Here is an 18,253-nt window from a genome sequence, read left to right on the forward strand (position 1 = left end):
CGTCCTGATCCTCGGCGCCTCCTTCGCCGGCCTCGCCGCCGCCACCGCCCTCGGCCGCAGTCTCCGCGACGTCCTCGTCGCCGCCGTCGGACCACGGCTCCGGCGCCTGCGCACCCGCCGCGACCGCACGCTCGCGTCCCTCGCGGCCGAGACCGGCATCTCGGCGAGCACCCTCTCGCGCCTCGAGAGCGGAGGCCGTCGCGCGACGCTGGAGCTGCTCCTTCCGATCGCCCGCGCCCTCGGGGCGCCGCTCGACGAGCTCGTCGGTGCCGCGCCGGAGGATCCCCGCGTGCACGGGCGGCCGGTGCGCCGGAACGGCATGCTCATCCAGCCGCTCAGCCGCGACGCGGGCGCGCTCCAGGCGTTCAAGCACACGCTCCCGGCCGGGCCGGTGACGGAGCCGGCGGAGCAGCGCGCGCACGAGGGCTTCGAGTGGCTCTACGTCCTGAGCGGGCGGCTCCGCCTGCGGCTCGGCGAGCACGATCTGGTGCTGCCGGCCGGCGAGGCCGCCGAGTTCGACACCCGGGTGCCGCACTGGTTCGGCCGCGCCGACGAGCAGCAGGTCGAGTTCCTCAGCCTCTTCGGCCGCCAGGGCGAGCGGATGCACGTGCGCGCATCCACGCGCCGCTGACCGCGGTCACGCCTCGCCGAGCACCTCGCGCGCGAAGCCCTCGGTGCGCGCCCGCAGAGTCGCGATCCGCTGCGCTCGCGCCGCCTCGAGGTCGAAGCCGATGTAGGCCACCGACGGGCGCCGCCGCACGTTCACCGAGCACTCGAAGCGGGAGCAGACGAGCGTGCCGAGCGAGTCCCCCGCCCGCCCGGCCGCTCCGGCCTTCCGCGCCCCGAAGAAGACGACGTCGTTCGGGAGCTGCACGTCGCGGCACCACGAGCACTGCGCCCGCGAGCGCGGCAGGGCGTCCGCCTGGGTGAGCAGGACCCCGACGAGGCGCTCCTCCAGCGGCACGACGACGTAGGCGCGGCGGCCCATCCTCCGGTCCCGCCAGCCGAGATGGTCGATGACCGACCAGTCCAGCGCGTCGAAGTCCTTCGGCAGCGCGAGATCGGCGACCTCCTTGCGGGAGGCGTTGACGAAGGACTCGCGGATCTCGGTCTCGGTCAGTGGCTGCATGGCGCTTCCGAGCCTATGCCGGGATCAGCCCAGGTGAGCGACGGCCTCCTTCGGAGCCTGGGCGAGGAACTCCTCCTTCTTCACCCGGATCATCGCGACGGCGACGACGGAGGCGACGACCAGCCCGATCGCGGCCGCGACGAAGACCGCGGAGTAGCCGTCGACGAAGGCGACCGGCGACTGCTGCTCGCCCGCGACTCCCGCGTAGAGGGTCGTGAAGATCGACAGCCCGATCGAGCCGCCGATCTGCATGGCGGCGTTGGCGGTCGCTCCGGCGGCACCGGCGTCGTGGGCCGCGACTCCGGTGAGCGCGAGGTTCTGCAGCGGCACGAAGACCATCGCCATGCCGACGCCCAGGAGGATCAGCGCGGGCAGCACCTCGAGGAGGTAGCCGCCGTCGGAGGTGATGCGGCTCAGGTAGAGGAGCCCGGCCGCCGCGATCAGCGGGCCGACGATCATCAGCACGCGCGGGCCGGTGCGCGGCAGCAGCTTGGCGGCGACTCCCGCGACGATCATGATCGTCACCGTCATCGGCAGGTTGGCCAGGCCCGCCTCGAGCGGCGGCAGGCCCAGGACCAGCTGCAGGTGCAGGGTCAGGTAGAGGGTGGAGCCGATCATCACGCTGCCGACGATCGCCTGGACCAGGAAGGCTCCGCCGCGGACGCGGTCGGCGACGATGCGCAGCGGCAGCGACGGGTGGTCCGAGCGGGCCTGGATCCGCACGAAGAGGGCCAGCAGCAGCACGCCGGCGAGGAGAAAGCCGAGGGTGTCGACGCGGAGCCAGCCCTGCTCGGCGAGGGTGAAGCCGTAGACGACGCTCGCGAGCCCGAGCGCGACGGTGATCGTCCCGGCGACGTCGAAGCGGTTGCGCCCCTCCGCGCGGCTCTCGGTGACGAGCAGCTGGCCGGCGATCGCGCCGACCACGACGACGGGGACGTTGACGAGGAGGCACCAGCGCCAGTCGGCGAACTCGGTGAGCAGCCCGCCCAGCACGAGGCCGACGGCGGCGCCCGCTCCGGCGACCGCTCCGAAGACGGCGAAGGCCGTGCCCCGCTCGCGGCCGGAGGGGAAGGAGACGGTGAGGAGGGCCAGGGCGGCCGGGGCGAGCAGCGCGGCGAAGGCGCCCTGCAGCCCGCGGGCGGCGATCAGCTCGGTGCCGGAGGTGGCGAGGCCGCCCCAGGCGGAGGCGGCGCCGAAGCCGATCATCCCGATCAGGTAGGTGCGCTTGCGGCCGGTGTAGTCGGCGATGCGGCCGCCCAGGAGCAGGAGCGCGCCGAACGCGAGGGCGTAGGCGGTGACGACCCACTGGCGCTCGACGTCGGTGAGGCCGAGGTCGGCCTGCGCGGCGGGGAGGGCGATCGTGACGATGGTGCCGTCGAGCACGACGACGAGCTGCGTGAGCGCGAGGATCACGAGCACCCACCAGCGGCGGGCGGAGGAGGGAGCGGACGGGGAGGGCATGGCGGCCTTTCACACGGAGCGGAGCGGGACCGGCGGGTCCGGATCCGAGCCGCGTCATCGGGGCCGAACCACCCCAACCAGTTGGTTGGGCGAAGAAGAGTGTATCGTTCGAGCGCCCGGAGGTGAACCATGGAGCCGACATCCGATGCGGCGCTGCCCGCACGCGAGCGGATCCTCCGCGCCGCCTCCGTCGAGTTCGCCGCCCACGGCTTCGCGGGCGCCCGGGTCGACCGCGTGGCCGCGGCCGCGGGTCTGAACAAGGAGCGGCTCTACGCCTACTACGGCGGCAAGCGCGGCCTGTTCGTCGCGACCGTCGTCGAGGCGCTCGGCGCTCTCGACGAGACGCTCCTCGCCGAGGCGGCGGACCTCCCCGACCTCGCGGGCCGCATGTTCGACCACGTGTGGGAGCACCCGGAGTTCCTGCGCCTGCTCACCTGGGCGCGCTTGGAGGGAGCCGGCGTCTGGGAGGAGGCCGGCGAGCAGCTCGGCGGGGTCCCCGCCCCCGAGGCCCGGGTCCTCGAGTGGCAGCGCACCGGCGTCGTCGACGCGAGCTGGTCCGCCGACGACCTCTTCATCGCCCTCCTCGGCCTCTGCGAGATCTGGCACCTCACCCCCTTCGCCTCCCGGGGCGGGGAGGAGACGCGCGACCGCCGCCGCGCCTTCGTCGTGCACGTCGCGCAGCTGGTGGGCGCACCGCGCTGAGGCCGACCCCTCCCCCGGCAACGGAAGCGACGTCGGCATCTCCGATCCGGACGCGGTGGACGGGGCGGCTCATCCCTCCGAGCCGGAACCCGACGGATCGGACTGGAGTGGGAGGTCCCACGGATCCGGCTTCGGGACGACCCCTTCGTCACCCGGAAGGACCGCGCCCGCCGCGCGCTGAGCCTCGTCCTCGAGGAGGAGTGATTCGAAATCGCCGGGCGCGCACGGCATCTCCGCCCCGATCATGTACATCTCCTCGACAGCGCCGGTGACGAAGCTCGCCCGCAGCACCGGTCCGCCCTGCCCGTAGACCGTCGGGCGCGGAGTCGAATCCGTCACTCTCACCGTCATCCCCAGAGACTCCCAGTAGTCCGCGACCTTCCGCGCATCCCCCTCGACATCGGTGCCCGCCGGGGCCCACCAGGCGTAGCTGTAGCTCGCACCGCTCAGCCGGTCGCCGGGGCCGCACACATCGGGCCTGGCCGCGCCGCTCCGCGGCCACCACCCCTCCACATCGAGCCGCCCCGCGGAGTCCCGCACGAACTCCACCACCCGATCCCGACCCTCCCGAGGACTCATCGTGCTCACCGGTCTCGCCTCCTTCTCCGTTGCACAAGCGGTCATCGACATCACGAGCAGAGCGGCGACGGTCAGCGCGACGCCCGTCCGCTGAGGAGAGCCTCTACCCGCCATGGGAGGCTCCCACGACCGCCTTCTGGAAGGCGGTCGGTCCGAGCGGCCGGTTCTCGGTCAGCAGGTCGAGTCGCCGGGAGACGGCCCACGCCGCGTTCTGCAGGGACTCGGTGTTCGTGTCGAGATACCCCGCGAGATCGCCGTCGTCGCTCTTCAGCGCAGCGTGATCCGTCACGATCCTCCCGGCGTCGCCTCCGGTCTCCACACCGAAGACGCGCGCGCCGAAGTCCTCGTCAGCGGGATCCGTGTGGTGGTTCCAGCTGAAGGCGCGGCCCATCCACGCGGCCTCGTCGCCGCTCTCGGTCTCGCCGAGGTACTTGTCCCGCGCCTGCCCCGCGAAGACGGATTCCGCGTGCAGGTCGCTCGCCTCGTCGACGCTGTCCGGGAGGCCGGCCGAGCCCAGCGTCACGACGACCCCGAGCTCGACGTCCGAGCGCGAGGCGGCGACGGCCATGACGGTGCTGCCGTAGGAGTGGGCGACGACGTTCGGCTTCGGCAGGTCGTCGCCCCGGACCGCGGAGAGCCCCTGGACAGCCGAGGCGAGTGCGGCGCCGCCGGCGACCGCCTGGTTCGAGGTGAGGACGTCCATGCCGTTCCCGCCGAGCCGCGCCATCGGCGGGGTCTCGTAGCCGATCCAGGAGACGACGGCGCTGCCGGGCGGGAGGAGCGACTGCAGATTCTGCGACGCCTTCGTCCATCGGGTCATGCTCTCCGTCGTCTGTCCCATTCCGGGGACGGCGTAGGTGACGTTCGTGGCGGTGTCGGGATCGCCGATCGAGACGGCGGCCAGCGGAGGCTCGTCGGCGGTCAGGGAGATGAGGAAGCGCGGGTCCTGACCGGGACCGCGCCGCAGCGATGCCCGGACGTCCCTCAGCGCCACCAGCTGCGACTCCACCGCCGCGAGTCGCTCCCCGTCGCCCGCCTTCCCGCGCAGGCCCGCCGCCTCGCTCCTCAGCGCCGCGATCCGCGCCCTCAGCGCCCTCTCGTTCGCCCTCGCCCGGGCGCGGTAGGGCACCCCCTCCAGATTCCCGATCACCCCGGGCAGACCGGCGATCAGCGCCTCCTGCTGCGGCGAGAAGCGCGCGCCGTCCGTGGAGTCGAGGCTCCGCCACCAGTCGTTCACGAGGGTCGGAGCCAGTCGCCCGAGGCGCGCCGCGAGGTCGGGCGACGCCGCCAGGAGTGTCGCGAGATCGTCGGACGAGAGCGCCGCGAGGGAGTCGAGCAGGCTCCGGCCGCCCCGGGGCCGCGCCAGGGTGCCGACGGCGTCGAGGACCGGAACGGAGAGCGCCGCTCCCCCCGCGGCGGTGAAGGCCAGGGAGATCTGCTCGACCCAGGTCGCGTCGGCCGCACCGATCGACAGCAGCTCGCGGAAGCCCCGGAGCACCGAGAAGGACTCGACCGGCGCCCACGAGCAGCGGTTGCCGAAGGCTCCCCAGGCGGCCATCAGATCCTGGAGCCGGGAGCGCATCGCCTCGTCCGACTGCCGGGTCTGCGAGACGAAGACGTCGAGGCGCTCCGGGTCGGCGGAGGTCGTGCCTCCCGCGGCGGGGACGCCCGGGGACGTGCGGGGCACCGACCGGGGGGAGAACAGCGCACGGATCGGCGGAGGCACGACCGGCCGATCGGACGGCGGCCGGTCGACGACCTCGTCGACTCCCGCCGCGAGGGCCGCGACCGGATCGAGGCGGCGCTGCTGCTCGCGCTCGTCCGCCCGCCGCTCCCAGGCCGCGTACTCCTCCCGGCGCCGACGCTCCTCCTCGGCCTTCCTCGCCACGAGCCGCACCGTGTCGGCGAGCTCGTGCAGCTCGGCGCTCAGCCGACCGCGGTTCTCCCTGTCGCAGAGGCGGACCCGGCGGAACAGCTCGGCGTACGCGCCGCGGAACTCGCCCAGTGCGTACTCGGCAGCGACGGACCTCAGCAGCTCCTGGGAGGCGAGCGCCTCCGCCGCCTCGTCCGAGGCGCGGACCAGCTCCGCCGCTGCTGCATGGTCGAAAGAGAACAGGGTCATCGCCTCCTGAGTGAGAACATCTCAGGAAATGTAGAACGACCACGACGGCGTCGGCACCGGGTGGCGCGAGACGGCGCGCGGTCAGCGCGCCCGCGCCGCGTCCGGCGGCACGCAGAAGTGGCGCGGACCGCATCGGTCCGCGCCACTCGTTCAGATCACGCGGCTCACTCCGCCGCAGTCAGCCGCTCCAGATATCCCGCGAACGCGCGCAGGTCCTCCTCGGGCCAGGCGCTCAGCGCCTCCTGCATCCGCTGCCGCTGACGGCCGCCGAGGTCGCGCATCCGCTCGCATCCGGCCGAACTGAGCGAGAGGAACCGCGCTCGGCCGTCGGCGGGATCGGAGGTCATCTCGACCAGGCCCAGCTCGGCGAGCTGGCGGGCCTGGCGGCTGATCGCGCTGCGGTCGACCCCGAGCCGCTCCGCCGCGGCGCCGGAGTGAACCGGACCGCAGCGCTCGAGGATCCGCAGCAGCCGCAGTCCGAAGGGCGGCAGCGCCGGGTCGATCGACGCCGCCGCGTCCCGGACGGCGAGGCGCACCTGGACGGCGAGCACGGTGATCTGCTCCTCGACCTCGTGCAGCGCCTCGGCCGAGGGCGCGGCGGCGGGCATCAGGAGCGCTCGATCACGTCGACGGAGCCGGTGGGAGCAGCGTGCCGGGCGTGCCCGACCGGCTCCTCCTGCCGCTCCTCGTCGGCGTGGCGGCCGTGTCCGGCGGGAGTGGCCTCGCGACCCTCCCGGGCGTGCGTCGCGTCGTCCGTCCGCCGGGCCTGGCCGACGGGGCGGAGCGCCGCCTGGCCGTCCGAGGCGGCGATGAGGGCGTCCTCCGCGGCCTGCAGCGGAGTGGTCGGCTCCGCCTTGAGCTGCACCGCGTTCTTCGAGCCGAGGCTCACGTTCGGCAGGAGGACGACGGCGATCAGCGTGACCACGGCGAGCGGGATGCTGTAGAGGAACACGTCACCCACGCCGATCCCGTAGGCGCTCTCGACCACGACGCGCACGGCGTCGGGCAGGGTCGCCGGCTGCGGGATCGTGCCGCTGCCCAGCGCCTGCGCGGCGAGAGCCTGGTCGGCGGGCGCGAGACCCGCGATGCCGGTCTTGATGCGGTCGGCGATCACGGTGCCGAGCATCGAGCCCAGGACCGAGACTCCGACGGTGCCGCCGAGGCTGCGGAAGAACGTGACCGCGCTGGTCGCGACGCCGAGGTTCTTCACCTCGATCGAGTTCTGCACCACCAGGACGAGGTTCTGCATCAGCATGCCCAGGCCGGCGCCGAGGACGGCCATGTAGATCCCGACGAGGACCAGGTCCGTGTCGTAGCGGAGGGTGCTGAGGAGGGAGGTTCCGATCACGGCGAGCACGCCGCCGCTGATCATGATCGCCTTCCACTTGCCGGTGCGGGAGATGATCCCGCCGAAGATCGTCGACGCGATCAGCAGGCCGGCCATCATCGGGATGGTGAGCAGGCCCGACTGGGTCGGCGTGGCTCCGCGGGCCAGCTGCATGTACTGCGCGAGGAAGACGGCGACGCCGAACATCGAGACGCCGACCGAGATGCTCGCCACGACGGCGAGGCTGAAGGTGCGGTTCTTGAACATCCCCATCGGGATGATCGGCTCGGCCACGGTGAGCTCGGTGATCACGGCGGCGATCAGCAGCACGACGGCACCGCCGACCATGACCGCGGTCTCCCACGAGGCCCAGTCGAAGTTCTTGCCGGCGAGGGAGACCCAGATCAGCAGGAGCGAGACTCCGCCCGCGATGAGCACGGCGCCGAGGTAGTCGATCCGCACCTTGCGCTTCGGGTGCGCGGGGAGGCGGAGGGTCATCTGGAGGAGGACGATCGCGACGATCGCGACGGGCATCGCGATGAAGAAGTTCCAGCGCCAGCCGAACGCGTCGGTCACGACGCCGCCCAGGAGCGGGCCGCCGACGGTGCCGATCGCCATCACGCCGCCGAAGAGGCCGGCGTACTTGCCGCGCTCACGGGGGCTGATGATGTCGGCCATGATGATCTGGCTCAGCGCGGCGAGTCCGCCGGCGCCCAGGCCCTGGAACACGCGGAAGACGATCAGCATGTTCGTGTCCTGCGAGAAGCCGGCCAGGGCGGAGCCGATGACGAACAGCCCGAGGGCGAGCTGGATCAGCAGCTTGCGGTTGAACAGGTCGGCGAACTTGCCCCAGAGCGGGGTGGAGACCGTGGTCGCGAGCAGGGTCGCGGTGACGACCCAGGTGTAGGCGTTCTGGTCGCCCTTGAGGTCGGAGATGATCCGGGGCAGCGAGGTCGACACGACCGTGCCCGCGAGGATCGAGACGAACATGCCCAGCAGCAGGCCGCTGAGCGATTCGAGCACCTGGCGGTGCGACATGGCGCCGTCCGGCCCGGCGGGGGCGTGGGGCGCGGTGGTTCCGCGCGATGCGGCGCGGTGTTCGGGGTGTGACATGGGCTCCTCTTCAGCACGGCGGCGGTTCTAGTTGACCGCGATCAACTATTGACCGAGAGCAACTATATAGCCGGGCGTCGCGAATCTCCAGTGGCACTCGGCCGCCGTCCAGGCGCCGCTCCGGCCGCGCCTATCCTCGGAGCATGGACAACATCGATCGGAAGATCCTCGATCTGCTGCGCCAGAACTCCCGCGCGGGCTACGGCGACATCGGCGGCGTGGTCGGGCTCTCCGCCTCCGCGGTGAAGCGCCGCGTCGACCGCCTCGTGGCCGACGGCGTGATCCGCGGCTTCACGATCAAGGTCGACCCCGCGGTCGACGGCATGGCCACCGAGGCCTACGTCGAGCTCTTCTGCCGCGGCACCGTCGCTCCGGACGAGCTCCGCCGCATCCTCTCCGCGGTCCCCGAGGTCGTCGACGCGGGTACGGTCACCGGCTCCGCCGACGCGATCGTCCACATCCGCTCGCGTGACATCCCCAGCCTCGAGCTCGCCCTCGAGAAGGTCCGCATCGCACCCAACGTCGACCACACGCGCTCCGCGATCGTCCTCTCCCGCCTCATCCAGCGCAGCGAGGCCTGACGGATCGCGCCACCTCCTCGACGCGCGTCGCGACCGCCTGGTACTCCATACCTGTATGGTGAATCCAGGAGGGTGAGCATGAGCGACAGGGAACAGGCCGGTACGGCGGCACGACGGAGACGGCGCATCCGGCTGATGCTGCCGGCTCTGTTCGTCGGCGTCCTGGCCGGGTACCTCGTCGCGACCGCGGTGGGCGCCGAGGATCCGCGGGAGGTCGTGGTCACCGCCGCCGTCGCGGCAGCGGTGGCGTCCGTCGTCCTCGCCCTCGTCGACCGGCGGCGCTGAGCCCTCCCTCCTGGATCGGAATCCGAGGGAGGGAACGACGATGGAACGACAGAGGACGAGCACGGCACTGGTCGCGGCGGCGGCCGCTCTGCTGGCGGTGCCGCTGTTCACAGCGCAGGCCGCGCGCGCCGAGCCGGCGAGGCAGGAGACGAGCAGCCGGGTGCACCTCGAGGCACGGTGCGGATCGGCGTCGACGGTGACCTTCGATGTCACCGACGGCACGCGGATCGTCGAGCCGGCGGGCGGCGGGGTCGGCTTCACGGACGGCGCCGAGACGTCCGACGCACCCCCGGAGAGGATCGACGTCGGACGCGGCCGCACCGTGTCGGGCCACTGGTCGATCGACGACTCCGACACGCTCACCTTCCACTTCGCCCCGGACTCGGCGTCCCGCTCGGCGGTGGGCGGCCTGCACCTGAACAGCGACTGGAGCTCGCCTAGTGGGGCCACTGCGTCGCCGGGAGCGGCGTCAGCGGTGCCGCGACCGGCGGGGTGATCGGCGCGATCTCCGGTCCCGGCGCGATCGCCTCCGCGACCGGCGGGCTGCTCGCGGGGATCATCGGCGGAGCGATCACCTGCTGAGCGCCGCCTCCTGAACGACCCGGATCAGGCGGGCGCGTCCGCTGCGGTGTGGACGCGCTCGCCGCCGATCCAGGTGCCCAGCACCCGGGTGTCCCCGATCGCGCCGGGGTCGCCGGCGAAGGGGTCCCGGTCCAGCAGGGCGAAGTCCGCCGCGAGTCCCACGGCGATCGAGCCCGACTCGCCCTCCAGGCCGTTCACCCACGCCGAGCCCGCCGTGGAGGCGGAGAGGGCGGTGGCGAGGTCGAGGCGCTGCTCCGGGAGGAACACCTCCTCGCTCCACCCCGGCTCGCGCTCGGACGGCGCCGAGAGCCGGTTCACCGCGACGTGGATCGCGGCGAGCGGGTCGGGCGTCGACACCGGCCAGTCGCTCCCCGCCGCGAGCACCGCGCCCGAGCGGAGCAGGTCGCCGAACGGGTACTGCCACGAGCCGCGCCGCTCACCGAGGAACGGCAGCGTCAGCTCCACCATCTGCGGCTCCAGCGAGGCCCACAGCATCTGCAGGTTGGCCGCGACGTCGAGCGCACGGAAGCGCGGCAGGTCGTCCGGATGCACGACCTGCAGGTGGGCGAGGTGGTGGCGGTTGCCGCGGCTCCCGTTCGCCTCGATCGCCCGCTCGACCGCGTCCAGGCACTCGCGTACGGCACGATCGCCGATCGCGTGGAAGTGCACCTGGAACCCCGCCGCGTCCAGGAGCGGCACGGCCTCGTTCAGGAGGCGCGGGTCGACCATCGAGAGGCCGTCGCCGTGACCGTGGCCGCCGTGCCCGTCGAGGTAGGGCTCGAGCATCGCCGCCGTGAAGTTCTCGGCGACCCCGTCCTGCATGATCTTGACGGTCGTCGGCGCGAAGCCGTCGGCGGCGAGCGCCGCGCGCCGCTCGACGAGCTCCGGGATCTGCTCGACGCCGCGGCCCCGGTCCCACCACAGCGCACCGCGGACGCGCCCGGTCAGCTCGCCGCTCAGCGCCGCGCGGCGGTACACCGGACCGGGGTCGCCCACATCGCCGTAGGAGCCGATGATCGCGTCCTGCCACGCCGTCACTCCGAACGAGTGCAGGGTCTCCTGCCCGAGGAGCAGCGCGCGGTGGAGCTCGTCCGCGCTGGCGGGCGGGAGATGGCGGCGGACCGCGTCCATCGCCCCCTCGTGCAGGGTGCCGGAGGGGGTGCCGTCGGCCAGGCGCTCGATGCGGCCGTCGGCGGGGTCCGGCGTCGTGCGGTCGATCCCCGCGAGGCGCAGTGCGGCGGAGTTGACCCAGGCGCCGTGCCCGTCGGCGTTGGTGAGGAAGGCGGGCCGGTCAGGGACGACCGTGTCGAGCTCGCGGGCGGTCGGGGTGCCTCCGGGGAAGTCGGGCAGGTTCCAGCCGCCGCCGAGGATCCACTCCGCTCCGCTCTCCCGAGCCGCGTACTCGGCGACCGTCGCCAGGTGCTCGGCGGGCGACCCGCCCGCTCCGAGCCAGCAGCGCAGCAGCGCGGCGCCGCCCCAGACCGGGTGCACGTGGGCGTCCTGGAAGCCGGGGACGAGCATCCGGCCCTCGAGGTCGACCACCTCGGTGCGCGGCCCGATCAGGTCGGAGGCGTCGGCGCCGACCGCGACGATCCGCCCTCCGACGACAGCGACGCCGTGCGCTCGGGAGCGCACGGCGTCGGCGGTGAAGACGGCGCCGCCGGTCAGGACGAGATCGGCGGCGCGCACGGGTTCAGAAGCCCGCGGGAGCGAAGGCCTGCGTCATCTGGGAGAAGAGCGACACCGTCCAGCCGATCGCGATGAGGAACGACACGACCACGACGCCGAGGAAGACCCAGAGCGGGAGGAGTCCGCCGCCGGTCACGCGCTTCACGACCACGCTGCGGCCGATCACGTAGACGTAGGGAGCGGCGAGGAAGGCCCACGCCCAGTGGAACGGACGCTGCAGGCCGGCTCGCTTCAGCTGGCGCCAGTCGAGGAAGGCGAAGACGACCTCCGCCGCGTAGATCAGGAAGCCGACGACCTGGAGCACGCCGAGGCCGACGAGGTAGGCGGTCGACATCCCCATCGAGGAGCTCGGCCCGTAGGTCGAGGCCATCGACGAGTCGACGATCGCGCTCGGCGGGAGGAGGAAGATCGACAGCGCCGAGAGCAGCGGCAGGAGGACCACCACCCAGATCCACGGGGTGGACGTGACGATGCTCGTGTCGCGCTGCTGCACGGGTGCTCCGGGAGCCGCGGCGTAGGCCGGGTACTGCGGCTGCTGCTGGCCGTAGGGCTGCTGCCGCTGCTGGCCGTAGGGCTGCTGGCCGTACCCCTGCTGGCCGTACTGCTGGGGAGCCTGCTGGCCGGAGGGCTGCTGCGGCTGCGGCTGCTGACCGGCGCCCTGCTGGCCGTAGCCCTGCCCGTAGCCCTGCTGCCCGTACCCCTGCTGAGGGTCGACGGACGACGGCTGCTGCGGATACCGACCCGAGGCCGACTGCCCGTAGCTCGTCGCCGCTCCGCTCGACGTCTCCCCGTAGGCGGGACGCTCGGCGGGCGGCGCGGGCGGAGTCGGTGCGGTCGGCGGAACGGGAGTCGCGGCGGCCTGCGCCGATCCGCTCTCGGCCGGGGCGGTGGGAGTGGCCGCCGGCGCGTCGCGGAGCGACTCCGTCCAGCCGGTCCCGTCCCACCAGCGCTGACGGGACGAGCCCGCCGGGTCCGGGTACCACCCGGCGCGGGGTCCGGAGGCCTCGCCGCCCGTGCTCGCGCCCTGGTCCGTGCCGGTTCCGTTGTCGTCCGTCATGGCGTCCTCCACTCCCCTCCGGGCGTCTGCCCGCGATCTCGGACCACCGTAGCGCCGTGACACGATGCGTGGCCTGAGGGCGGGCTGATCGCGCGCTGTCCGAGCGCTGTCCGCACCGGCAGGCGCCGGAGGCCGCCGACCGCCAGGATGGACGCATGCCCCACCTCCTCCGAGCCCGCGCCGCCCTCTTCGACATGGACGGGACGCTCGTCGACTCGACGGCCGTCGTGGAGACCATCTGGGGCGCCTTCGCCGAGCGCTTCGCTCTCGACCACGACGCGGTGCTCGGCGCCGTTCACGGTGTCCGCGCCGCCGACAGCGTCCGCCGCTTCGCTCCGGCCGGCAGCGACGTCGACGCGATCGTCGCGGAGCTCGACGCGTACGAGCTCGAGCACACCGAGGGCACCGTCGAGATCCCCGGCGCGACGGCGTTCCTCGCCTCACTCCCCCGCGAGCGCGTCGCCCTGGTCACGTCCGCGAGCCCGGCGCTGGCGGCCGCACGTCTGGCTGCGGCGGGCGTCCCCTCCCCCGACACCGTCGTCACCGCGCACGACGTCGCGAACGGCAAGCCTGCTCCCGACGGCTACCTCGCCGCCGCGGCCCTGCTCGGCGTCTCCCCCGAGGACGCGCTGGTGTTCGAGGACGCCGAGGCCGGCATCCGGGCGGGTCTGGACGCCGGCATGCGCGTGATCGTCGTCGGGAGCCACGAGAGTGCGAGCACCCGGGGGCTGCCCCGGATCGCGCACTACTCCGACGCACGCGCCGTGCTCGAGGGCGACGAGCTCGTCGTCACCCTCGGCGGGCCTCAGTAGCGGATCGCGTCGATCACCTTCACCCGCACGGCGACGATCGCCGGCACCAGGCCCGCGAGCGCGCCGACGAGGGTCGCCGCCCCGAGCCCGAGCAGCGCCGCCTCGGCCGGGAAAGGCGGGATGTCGGCGATCCCGTTGTCCTGCACGAAGGCCACCGTCCACGGGTTGGTGACGAGGATGACCGCGACCGTCACGCCGACCACTCCCGCGACGACGGTCGCCACGACGCTCTCCATCATGATCGAGAAGAAGATGCGGCCGGAGGAGGCGCCGAAGCTGCGCCGGATGCCGATCTCGCGGATCCGCTGCCGGACGGTGACCAGGGCGATGTTGAGCAGTCCGAGCGCGCCGAGCGCCAGCACCAGGCCCGCCACGCCGCCGATCACCCAGGTCAGCACGCCGAAGGGGTCGGAGTCGTAGACCAGGTAGTCCTGCCGGTCGACCGACACCTCGAAGTCGGATCCCAGGGCGCCGGCCACGTCGCGCTCCACCGCCGCGGCGAGGGGCTCGGCCAGGTCGAGCGGCACCCACATCTCGTAGTTCGGCACGCCCTGCCCGCCGTACTGCGGGTCGGCGTCGCGGGCGACCGCCGGGTAGGCGTCCGCGAGCATCATCATCGACGGATCCGTCTCGAACTGCGAGGAGGGAGTCACGCCGACCACCACGCCCGTGACGTCGCGCTCGGAGCCGAGCAGGGTGACCACCGGGTGGGTGCGCAGATCCGGGCTCCCGATCCGCTCCCAGAAGCGCTCGTTGACGACGAGGGCGGGAGCGAGGCGCTGGGAGTCGCGGGCGGTGAACCAGGAGCCGTCCACGATCTTCAGCCGGTGCATCTCGGCGAAGGGCTGGTCGACCGCCTGCACCGCGACGTCGACGGCGCCGTCGGCGAACTGGACGCGCGCGCTGCCGTAGGTCGAGCGGCTCGCGTAGGTGATGGAGTAGCGCTCGAGCGCACCGGTCCACGCGGCCTGGAGTGCGTCGGCATCCACCTCGGCGGTGCCGGTGCCGGAGGGGTAGGCGGAGAGGAAGAGGCTCGCCGGGCGCCCGCTGGAGCGCTCGGCCTGCTCGATGCTGGCCTGGCGGGCGATGCCGCCGGCGGCGACGACCGCGGTCAGGGCGGCGACGGCCACCGCGACTCCGATCAGCGAGAGCAGCACGCGTCCGCGGTGGATCCGCAGCTCGGTCCACGCCTCGACGATCGCGCCGGCGATCGCGACGAGCGCGCGCATCAGAGGACCACCCCCTCGGCGACGGGGCCCGCATCCGCGGTCGAGCCCAGGCGGCCGTGATCGAGCCGATAGTGGCGCTCGGCCCGCGCCGCGATGGCCGGGTCGTGGGTGATGGTGACCAGCGCGGAGCCGGACTCGCGGGCGATCTCGTCGAGCAGGCCCATCACGCTCTCGCCGGTGTCGGTGTCGAGGGCGCCCGTCGGCTCGTCGGCGAGGATCAGCCGCGGTCGGCGCACCAGGGCGCGGGCGATCGCGATCCGCTGCTGCTCGCCGCCGGACATGCGCCCGGGCATCGAGTCCACGCGGTGCCCGAGGCCGACGCGCTCCAGCATCTCGGCCGCGAGGTCGCGGCGGCGCCAGAACTCCGATCCGGTCGCGTAGAGCAGCGGCGTCATCACGTTCTCGCGGGCGGTCCGCCCCTCCAGCAGGTTGAACTGCTGGAAGATGAAGCCGATGCTGCCGCCGCGGATGCGCGCGCGGGCCCGCGAGGACAGGGTCTCGGTGGGAGCACCCTCGAGCAGCATCCGCCCCTCGGTCGGCTCGTCGATGAGTCCGAGGATGTTGAGCAGCGTCGACTTGCCGGAACCGCTGCGCCCCACGACCGAGACGTGGTCGCCCTCGCCCACCTCGAGATCGACGCCGTCGAGGATCGTCAGCGGCGGTGCATCGGGCAGCGGGACGACCTTGCGGATCCCCTCGAGCCGGAGGATGGTCACGAGCAGAAGACCGAGCCGTCGGGCTGCGCGATGCAGTCGCCGCCCAGCTGGACGTCGGGAGCCGCCTCCTCCGCGCCCGGCACGAACTGCAGGAGCTCGGCGCCCTCCTCCACTCCGCCGGTGATCTCGACGGAGCTGCCGTCGGTGAGTCCCAGCGTCACCGGGACCTCCTCGGTGCTGCCGTCGTCCGCCCGGCGGAACACGACGCCGGACTGGGCGGTGCCCTCGACCGCGGTGGTCGGCACGACGAGGACGTCCTCCGCCTTGCCTCCCGCGAGCGTCACCGAGGCGGCGAGCCCGGGGAACACGGTGACCTCCGTCGGCACCTGGCAGGTGAAGCTCGTGCCGGAGCCGCCGGTGGAGGTTCCACCGCCGCCGCCGTCCGTCGCGCCGCCGGTCGTGCCGCCCTCGCCGGCTCCGGCGAGAGGGGTGCTGATGGTGAGGTCGGTGCAGGTGAAGCCCGCGGGCCCGCCGGTGATCGCGACCTGCGCCTCCGTCGGCCGGTTCTGGATGCGGTAGAGCTGCTGCGCGTCGATCGTGCCGGTGACGGCGTAGCTCGGCGGCGCGACCTGTCCGGTCACCTCGCCGACCGTGACGGCCTGGTCGTGGATGACGCCGAGGGCGCTGAGGGTGCCGCCGGTCGCGGCGTAGACCCGCTCGAAGCGCACGGAGGGCTCCTGCTGGGTGAGGGTGACGGCGCCGTCCGGGCCGGTCGTCTCGACCGGCTCGCGCGGAGTCTCGACGCGGATGTCGTAGATGAGATCGCCCGACGCGACGGCCGCGCCCTGCTGCACGTAGACGTCGTCGACCGTTCCGGCCGCCGTCGCCTTCAGCGGCACGGCGGGGTCGGCGGCGACGGTGCCCTGGAGGGTGAGGTCGTTGGTGACCGTGCCGCGGGCGACCGTGACGGTCGGCTCGGTGATCTCACCGGTCGGCTGCGTCGGATCGGCCTCGGCCGCGCCGTCCGGGAAGAACGCGATCTTCACCAGGGCGATGCTCGCCGCTCCGATGATGACCATCCACACGATCGGGAACACCCAACGCCGAACCGCACCCATCAAGTCCCCCGACTCCGCTTCCAGGGCGCTCCGCCGTGGGGCGCCGGAGGCAGCCTATCCGGCGGGGAGGTCGCGTCACGGACCGTGGCGCGCCCGTCAGCCGACGAGCGCCGCGACGATCGAGGCGACGCGGCGCGCCCTCGTCTCGGCGGCCTTCGCGCCCTCGACCGACGTGACGTGGGCCTTCCGCGCGCTCGGCGAGAGCGCGGCGAAGCGCTCCGCAGCGCCCGCCGAGGCCAGCGCGGACGCCAGGTCCTCCGGCACGGCGACCTCGCGCGGCGCGGTGTCGAGCTCGATCACGACGTCGATCGCGTCACCGCCGGCGAGCTGCGTCTCGCGGCGCTTCTCGGCCGAGAACGGGATGAGCGCGCGTCCGCCCATCGCTCCGACCGTGCTGGTGAAGCGGTAGCCGTTCACCGTCACCGCGACGGCGGGACGCTTGCCGCCGCCGAGTGCCTCGAGGACCTCGGGCGGCACCTCGATGCCGGTGTTGTTGCCGATCTGGAAGAGCGTCGTGGTGAACTGCACGAGGCGATGATGGCACGGACTCCCGCGTGTCGCGCGGCCGATCGCTGTACTGACGCGGAGGGCCGTCGACTCGATCCTCGTCGACCTCCCGTTCACGGATCCGGAGCGCTCGAGGGCGTTCTCCCCGGCGCTCGGCCGGACCCTGGATCCTCTGTTCAGCCCTGAGTCCGCTGTTCAGCGACGACGCCGCCTGCTCCGTCGCCTCCGAGCACGTGTCCGCGATGCTCCTCCCGCACCCCTCCTTCTCGACCTCCAGATCGAAGGAGATCATCGACGCGCGCTCCCGGGTGCAGGGCCTCTTCGCGGTGAGCGTCGGCAGCCGGGAGGAGGTCGGCGAGGTGCTCGGGAACGGGTAGGCCTCCGGCGGCGCCGAGCCGGTCGCGGTGCAGGACCTCGGCTCCATGCGGGCGCGCGGCCTCGAGGACCCTGACGGCCACGTCCGGGAGTCCCTGTACACCGATCCGGCCGCGGCCGAGGCCGGTCCGCCCCGGGAGTGAGGGTCGGCGCGCTCAGCAGGAGCGGGTGTCGGGGTCTCCGAGCGAGGAGCGCACGGCGTCGACCGTCATCCTGCCCTCGGGGTCGAGCCGGGCGAGCATGCGCGACATGATGTCGGCCAGCTGCGGGATCTGCTCGGCGTCGAGCGGATCGATGACGTCGGCCAGAACGGTCGCGACGTGACCGGGCGCCGTGTCGACGATCTTCTGGAGGCCGGCGTCGGTGAGCACCGCGTTCGTGGCGCGGCCGTCGGAGGCGCAGGGGCGGCGCTCGAGGTAGCCGCGGGCGACGAGGCGGGTCACCACGTGCGAGAGCCGGGGCAGGGTCGCGTTGGTGCGGGCGGCGAGCGTGGTCATCCGGAGGGCGCGGTCGGGCGCCTCGGACAGCATCGCCAGCGTCAGGTACTCGAAGTGCGTGAGCCCCGCGTCGCGCTGCAGCTGCGTGTCGAGGGCGCCCGGCAGCAGTTCCACGACCGCGATGAAGCGCAGCCAGGCGTCGAGCTGATCGGGCGTCAGCCAGCGTGTCTCGGGCGCACTCATCCCCCCACCCTACCCACTACTTGCCGCGACAAGTAAGTCCCTCCGCGCTTCGTCGAGCCGCGTCCCGGGGCTCCGTCGGGAGGCCGACCCGCGCCAGCCTGATCCCACCATCCCCGCAAGCACCGCCCCCGAGGCGAACCAGCGATCCGCGTACCAACGGATCGCTGCAGCCGAACGCCCCCGCCCCTCAGAACGCACCCCGTCGAGAAGCCGACCGCGCCACGCCCGATCCACACCATCCCCGCAAGC

Annotated in this window: 20 protein-coding genes; 7 read left to right on the forward strand and 13 right to left on the reverse strand. The window is 73.2% G+C overall.

The genetic code is table 11. The features are described from left to right. Positions 1–7 precede the first annotated feature (7 nt). A complete protein-coding gene (locus C5C59_RS09570) occupies positions 8–631 on the forward strand; it encodes a helix-turn-helix domain-containing protein (RefSeq protein ID WP_104251267.1) in 624 nt (207 codons plus the stop codon). Between the two features lie 6 nt (positions 632–637). Here C5C59_RS09570 and C5C59_RS09575 read toward each other — a convergent pair whose 3' ends face one another. Together C5C59_RS09575 and C5C59_RS09580 are read right to left on the reverse strand one after the other, a co-directional pair. Further along, the gene (locus tag C5C59_RS09575) at positions 638–1,129 is read right to left on the reverse strand and encodes an FBP domain-containing protein (RefSeq protein WP_104222848.1); all 492 of its coding nucleotides are present in this window, start codon (positions 1,127–1,129) and stop codon (positions 638–640) included. A gap of 24 nt (positions 1,130–1,153) precedes the next feature. Then, positions 1,154–2,590: an MFS transporter gene (locus C5C59_RS09580; protein ID WP_104237644.1), complete on the reverse strand. Its 1,437-nt coding sequence runs from the start codon at positions 2,588–2,590 to the stop codon at positions 1,154–1,156. 129 nt (positions 2,591–2,719) lie between these two features. Between C5C59_RS09580 and C5C59_RS09585 the strand changes: the two genes are divergently transcribed. Continuing rightward, positions 2,720–3,292: a TetR family transcriptional regulator gene (locus C5C59_RS09585; RefSeq protein ID WP_104222850.1), complete on the forward strand. Its 573-nt coding sequence runs from the start codon at positions 2,720–2,722 to the stop codon at positions 3,290–3,292. A gap of 69 nt (positions 3,293–3,361) precedes the next feature. On the opposite strand, the gene C5C59_RS09590 is transcribed toward C5C59_RS09585, so the two are convergent. The 4 genes from C5C59_RS09590 to C5C59_RS09605 form a co-directional block, all read right to left on the reverse strand. After that, entirely contained in the window at positions 3,362–3,844 is a 483-nt protein-coding gene (locus tag C5C59_RS09590) for a hypothetical protein (RefSeq protein ID WP_146082802.1), read from the reverse strand. Between the two features lie 130 nt (positions 3,845–3,974). Further along, the gene (locus tag C5C59_RS09595; protein ID WP_104237642.1) at positions 3,975–5,993 is read right to left on the reverse strand and encodes an alpha/beta hydrolase; all 2,019 of its coding nucleotides are present in this window, start codon (positions 5,991–5,993) and stop codon (positions 3,975–3,977) included. Between the two features lie 164 nt (positions 5,994–6,157). Then, positions 6,158–6,601 (reverse strand): MarR family winged helix-turn-helix transcriptional regulator, encoded by a 444-nt coding sequence (locus tag C5C59_RS09600; protein ID WP_104237641.1) that lies wholly within the window; start codon positions 6,599–6,601, stop codon positions 6,158–6,160. After that, positions 6,601–8,358 carry an MDR family MFS transporter gene (locus C5C59_RS09605; RefSeq protein WP_104237640.1) on the reverse strand — a complete coding sequence of 586 codons (1,758 nt, stop codon included), beginning with the start codon at positions 8,356–8,358 and terminating at the stop codon, positions 6,601–6,603. The genes C5C59_RS09600 and C5C59_RS09605 overlap by 1 nt, the downstream gene beginning before the upstream one ends. A gap of 218 nt (positions 8,359–8,576) precedes the next feature. Between C5C59_RS09605 and C5C59_RS09610 the strand changes: the two genes are divergently transcribed. From C5C59_RS09610 to C5C59_RS09615, 3 genes are all read left to right on the forward strand, one after another. Further along, positions 8,577–9,014 carry an Lrp/AsnC family transcriptional regulator gene (locus C5C59_RS09610; RefSeq protein WP_104222855.1) on the forward strand — a complete coding sequence of 146 codons (438 nt, stop codon included), beginning with the start codon at positions 8,577–8,579 and terminating at the stop codon, positions 9,012–9,014. A 78-nt stretch (positions 9,015–9,092) separates the two neighbouring features. Further along, on the forward strand, positions 9,093–9,299 hold the full coding sequence (locus C5C59_RS17025; protein WP_146082801.1) for a hypothetical protein: 207 nt from the start codon (positions 9,093–9,095) through the stop codon (positions 9,297–9,299). A 40-nt stretch (positions 9,300–9,339) separates the two neighbouring features. Beyond that, positions 9,340–9,795: a hypothetical protein gene (locus tag C5C59_RS09615; protein ID WP_104237639.1), complete on the forward strand. Its 456-nt coding sequence runs from the start codon at positions 9,340–9,342 to the stop codon at positions 9,793–9,795. A gap of 110 nt (positions 9,796–9,905) precedes the next feature. Here the strand turns inward: C5C59_RS09615 and C5C59_RS09620 are convergent, their stop codons facing one another. Both C5C59_RS09620 and C5C59_RS09625 read right to left on the reverse strand, forming a co-directional pair. Next, on the reverse strand, positions 9,906–11,570 hold the full coding sequence (locus C5C59_RS09620; protein WP_104237638.1) for an amidohydrolase: 1,665 nt from the start codon (positions 11,568–11,570) through the stop codon (positions 9,906–9,908). A gap of 4 nt (positions 11,571–11,574) precedes the next feature. After that, positions 11,575–12,627 (reverse strand): DUF2510 domain-containing protein, encoded by a 1,053-nt coding sequence (locus C5C59_RS09625; RefSeq protein ID WP_146082800.1) that lies wholly within the window; start codon positions 12,625–12,627, stop codon positions 11,575–11,577. Positions 12,628–12,782: 155 nt separating this feature from the next. Between C5C59_RS09625 and C5C59_RS09630 the strand changes: the two genes are divergently transcribed. Next, on the forward strand, positions 12,783–13,439 hold the full coding sequence (locus C5C59_RS09630; RefSeq protein ID WP_104237636.1) for an HAD-IA family hydrolase: 657 nt from the start codon (positions 12,783–12,785) through the stop codon (positions 13,437–13,439). Here C5C59_RS09630 and C5C59_RS09635 read toward each other — a convergent pair. The 4 genes from C5C59_RS09635 to C5C59_RS09650 form a co-directional block, all read right to left on the reverse strand. After that, entirely contained in the window at positions 13,433–14,668 is a 1,236-nt protein-coding gene (locus C5C59_RS09635) for an ABC transporter permease (protein ID WP_104237635.1), read from the reverse strand. The two genes, C5C59_RS09630 and C5C59_RS09635, sit on opposite strands and share 7 nt — an antisense overlap. Further along, a complete protein-coding gene (locus C5C59_RS09640) occupies positions 14,668–15,384 on the reverse strand; it encodes an ABC transporter ATP-binding protein (RefSeq protein WP_104233102.1) in 717 nt (238 codons plus the stop codon). Before C5C59_RS09640 ends, C5C59_RS09635 begins: the two co-directional genes overlap by 1 nt. Next, positions 15,381–16,403, reverse strand: coding sequence for an efflux RND transporter periplasmic adaptor subunit (locus C5C59_RS09645; RefSeq protein ID WP_146082799.1), 1,023 nt, complete (start codon positions 16,401–16,403; stop codon positions 15,381–15,383). The genes C5C59_RS09640 and C5C59_RS09645 overlap by 4 nt, the downstream gene beginning before the upstream one ends. Before the next feature lie 135 nt (positions 16,404–16,538). Continuing rightward, complete coding sequence (locus C5C59_RS09650) at positions 16,539–16,970, reverse strand: YdeI/OmpD-associated family protein (RefSeq protein WP_104233100.1); 432 nt, start codon at positions 16,968–16,970, stop codon at positions 16,539–16,541. A gap of 212 nt (positions 16,971–17,182) precedes the next feature. Here C5C59_RS09650 and C5C59_RS17240 point away from each other — a divergent pair, with 212 nt between their 5' ends. Continuing rightward, positions 17,183–17,326, forward strand: coding sequence for a hypothetical protein (locus C5C59_RS17240; protein ID WP_181134870.1), 144 nt, complete (start codon positions 17,183–17,185; stop codon positions 17,324–17,326). A gap of 153 nt (positions 17,327–17,479) precedes the next feature. Here C5C59_RS17240 and C5C59_RS09655 read toward each other — a convergent pair whose 3' ends face one another. After that, complete coding sequence (locus C5C59_RS09655; RefSeq protein WP_104233099.1) at positions 17,480–18,004, reverse strand: MarR family winged helix-turn-helix transcriptional regulator; 525 nt, start codon at positions 18,002–18,004, stop codon at positions 17,480–17,482. Between the last annotated feature and the right edge of the window lie 249 nt (positions 18,005–18,253).

The organism is Rathayibacter sp. AY1F4 (genome assembly GCF_002931775.1).
Classification (GTDB): domain Bacteria; phylum Actinomycetota; class Actinomycetes; order Actinomycetales; family Microbacteriaceae; genus Rathayibacter.

What these genes read in the sequence shown, in the direction of transcription:
- C5C59_RS09575 (WP_104222848.1), bottom strand. Translation starts at nt 1,129, where the DNA reads ATGCAGCCACTGACCGAGACCGAGATCCGCGAGTCCTTCGTCAACGCC.
- C5C59_RS09580 (WP_104237644.1), bottom strand. Translation starts at nt 2,590, where the DNA reads ATGCCCTCCCCGTCCGCTCCCTCCTCCGCCCGCCGCTGGTGGGTGCTC.
- C5C59_RS09585 (WP_104222850.1), top strand. Translation starts at nt 2,720, where the DNA reads ATGGAGCCGACATCCGATGCGGCGCTGCCCGCACGCGAGCGGATCCTC.
- C5C59_RS09595 (WP_104237642.1), bottom strand. Translation starts at nt 5,993, where the DNA reads ATGACCCTGTTCTCTTTCGACCATGCAGCAGCGGCGGAGCTGGTCCGC.
- C5C59_RS09600 (WP_104237641.1), bottom strand. Translation starts at nt 6,601, where the DNA reads ATGCCCGCCGCCGCGCCCTCGGCCGAGGCGCTGCACGAGGTCGAGGAG.
- C5C59_RS09605 (WP_104237640.1), bottom strand. Translation starts at nt 8,358, where the DNA reads ATGTCGCACCGCCAGGTGCTCGAATCGCTCAGCGGCCTGCTGCTGGGC.
- C5C59_RS09610 (WP_104222855.1), top strand. Translation starts at nt 8,577, where the DNA reads ATGGACAACATCGATCGGAAGATCCTCGATCTGCTGCGCCAGAACTCC.
- C5C59_RS17025 (WP_146082801.1), top strand. Translation starts at nt 9,093, where the DNA reads ATGAGCGACAGGGAACAGGCCGGTACGGCGGCACGACGGAGACGGCGC.
- C5C59_RS09615 (WP_104237639.1), top strand. Translation starts at nt 9,340, where the DNA reads ATGGAACGACAGAGGACGAGCACGGCACTGGTCGCGGCGGCGGCCGCT.
- C5C59_RS09625 (WP_146082800.1), bottom strand. Translation starts at nt 12,627, where the DNA reads ATGACGGACGACAACGGAACCGGCACGGACCAGGGCGCGAGCACGGGC.
- C5C59_RS09630 (WP_104237636.1), top strand. Translation starts at nt 12,783, where the DNA reads ATGCCCCACCTCCTCCGAGCCCGCGCCGCCCTCTTCGACATGGACGGG.
- C5C59_RS09635 (WP_104237635.1), bottom strand. Translation starts at nt 14,668, where the DNA reads ATGCGCGCGCTCGTCGCGATCGCCGGCGCGATCGTCGAGGCGTGGACC.
- C5C59_RS09645 (WP_146082799.1), bottom strand. Translation starts at nt 16,403, where the DNA reads ATGGTCATCATCGGAGCGGCGAGCATCGCCCTGGTGAAGATCGCGTTC.
- C5C59_RS09655 (WP_104233099.1), bottom strand. Translation starts at nt 18,004, where the DNA reads ATGAGTGCGCCCGAGACACGCTGGCTGACGCCCGATCAGCTCGACGCC.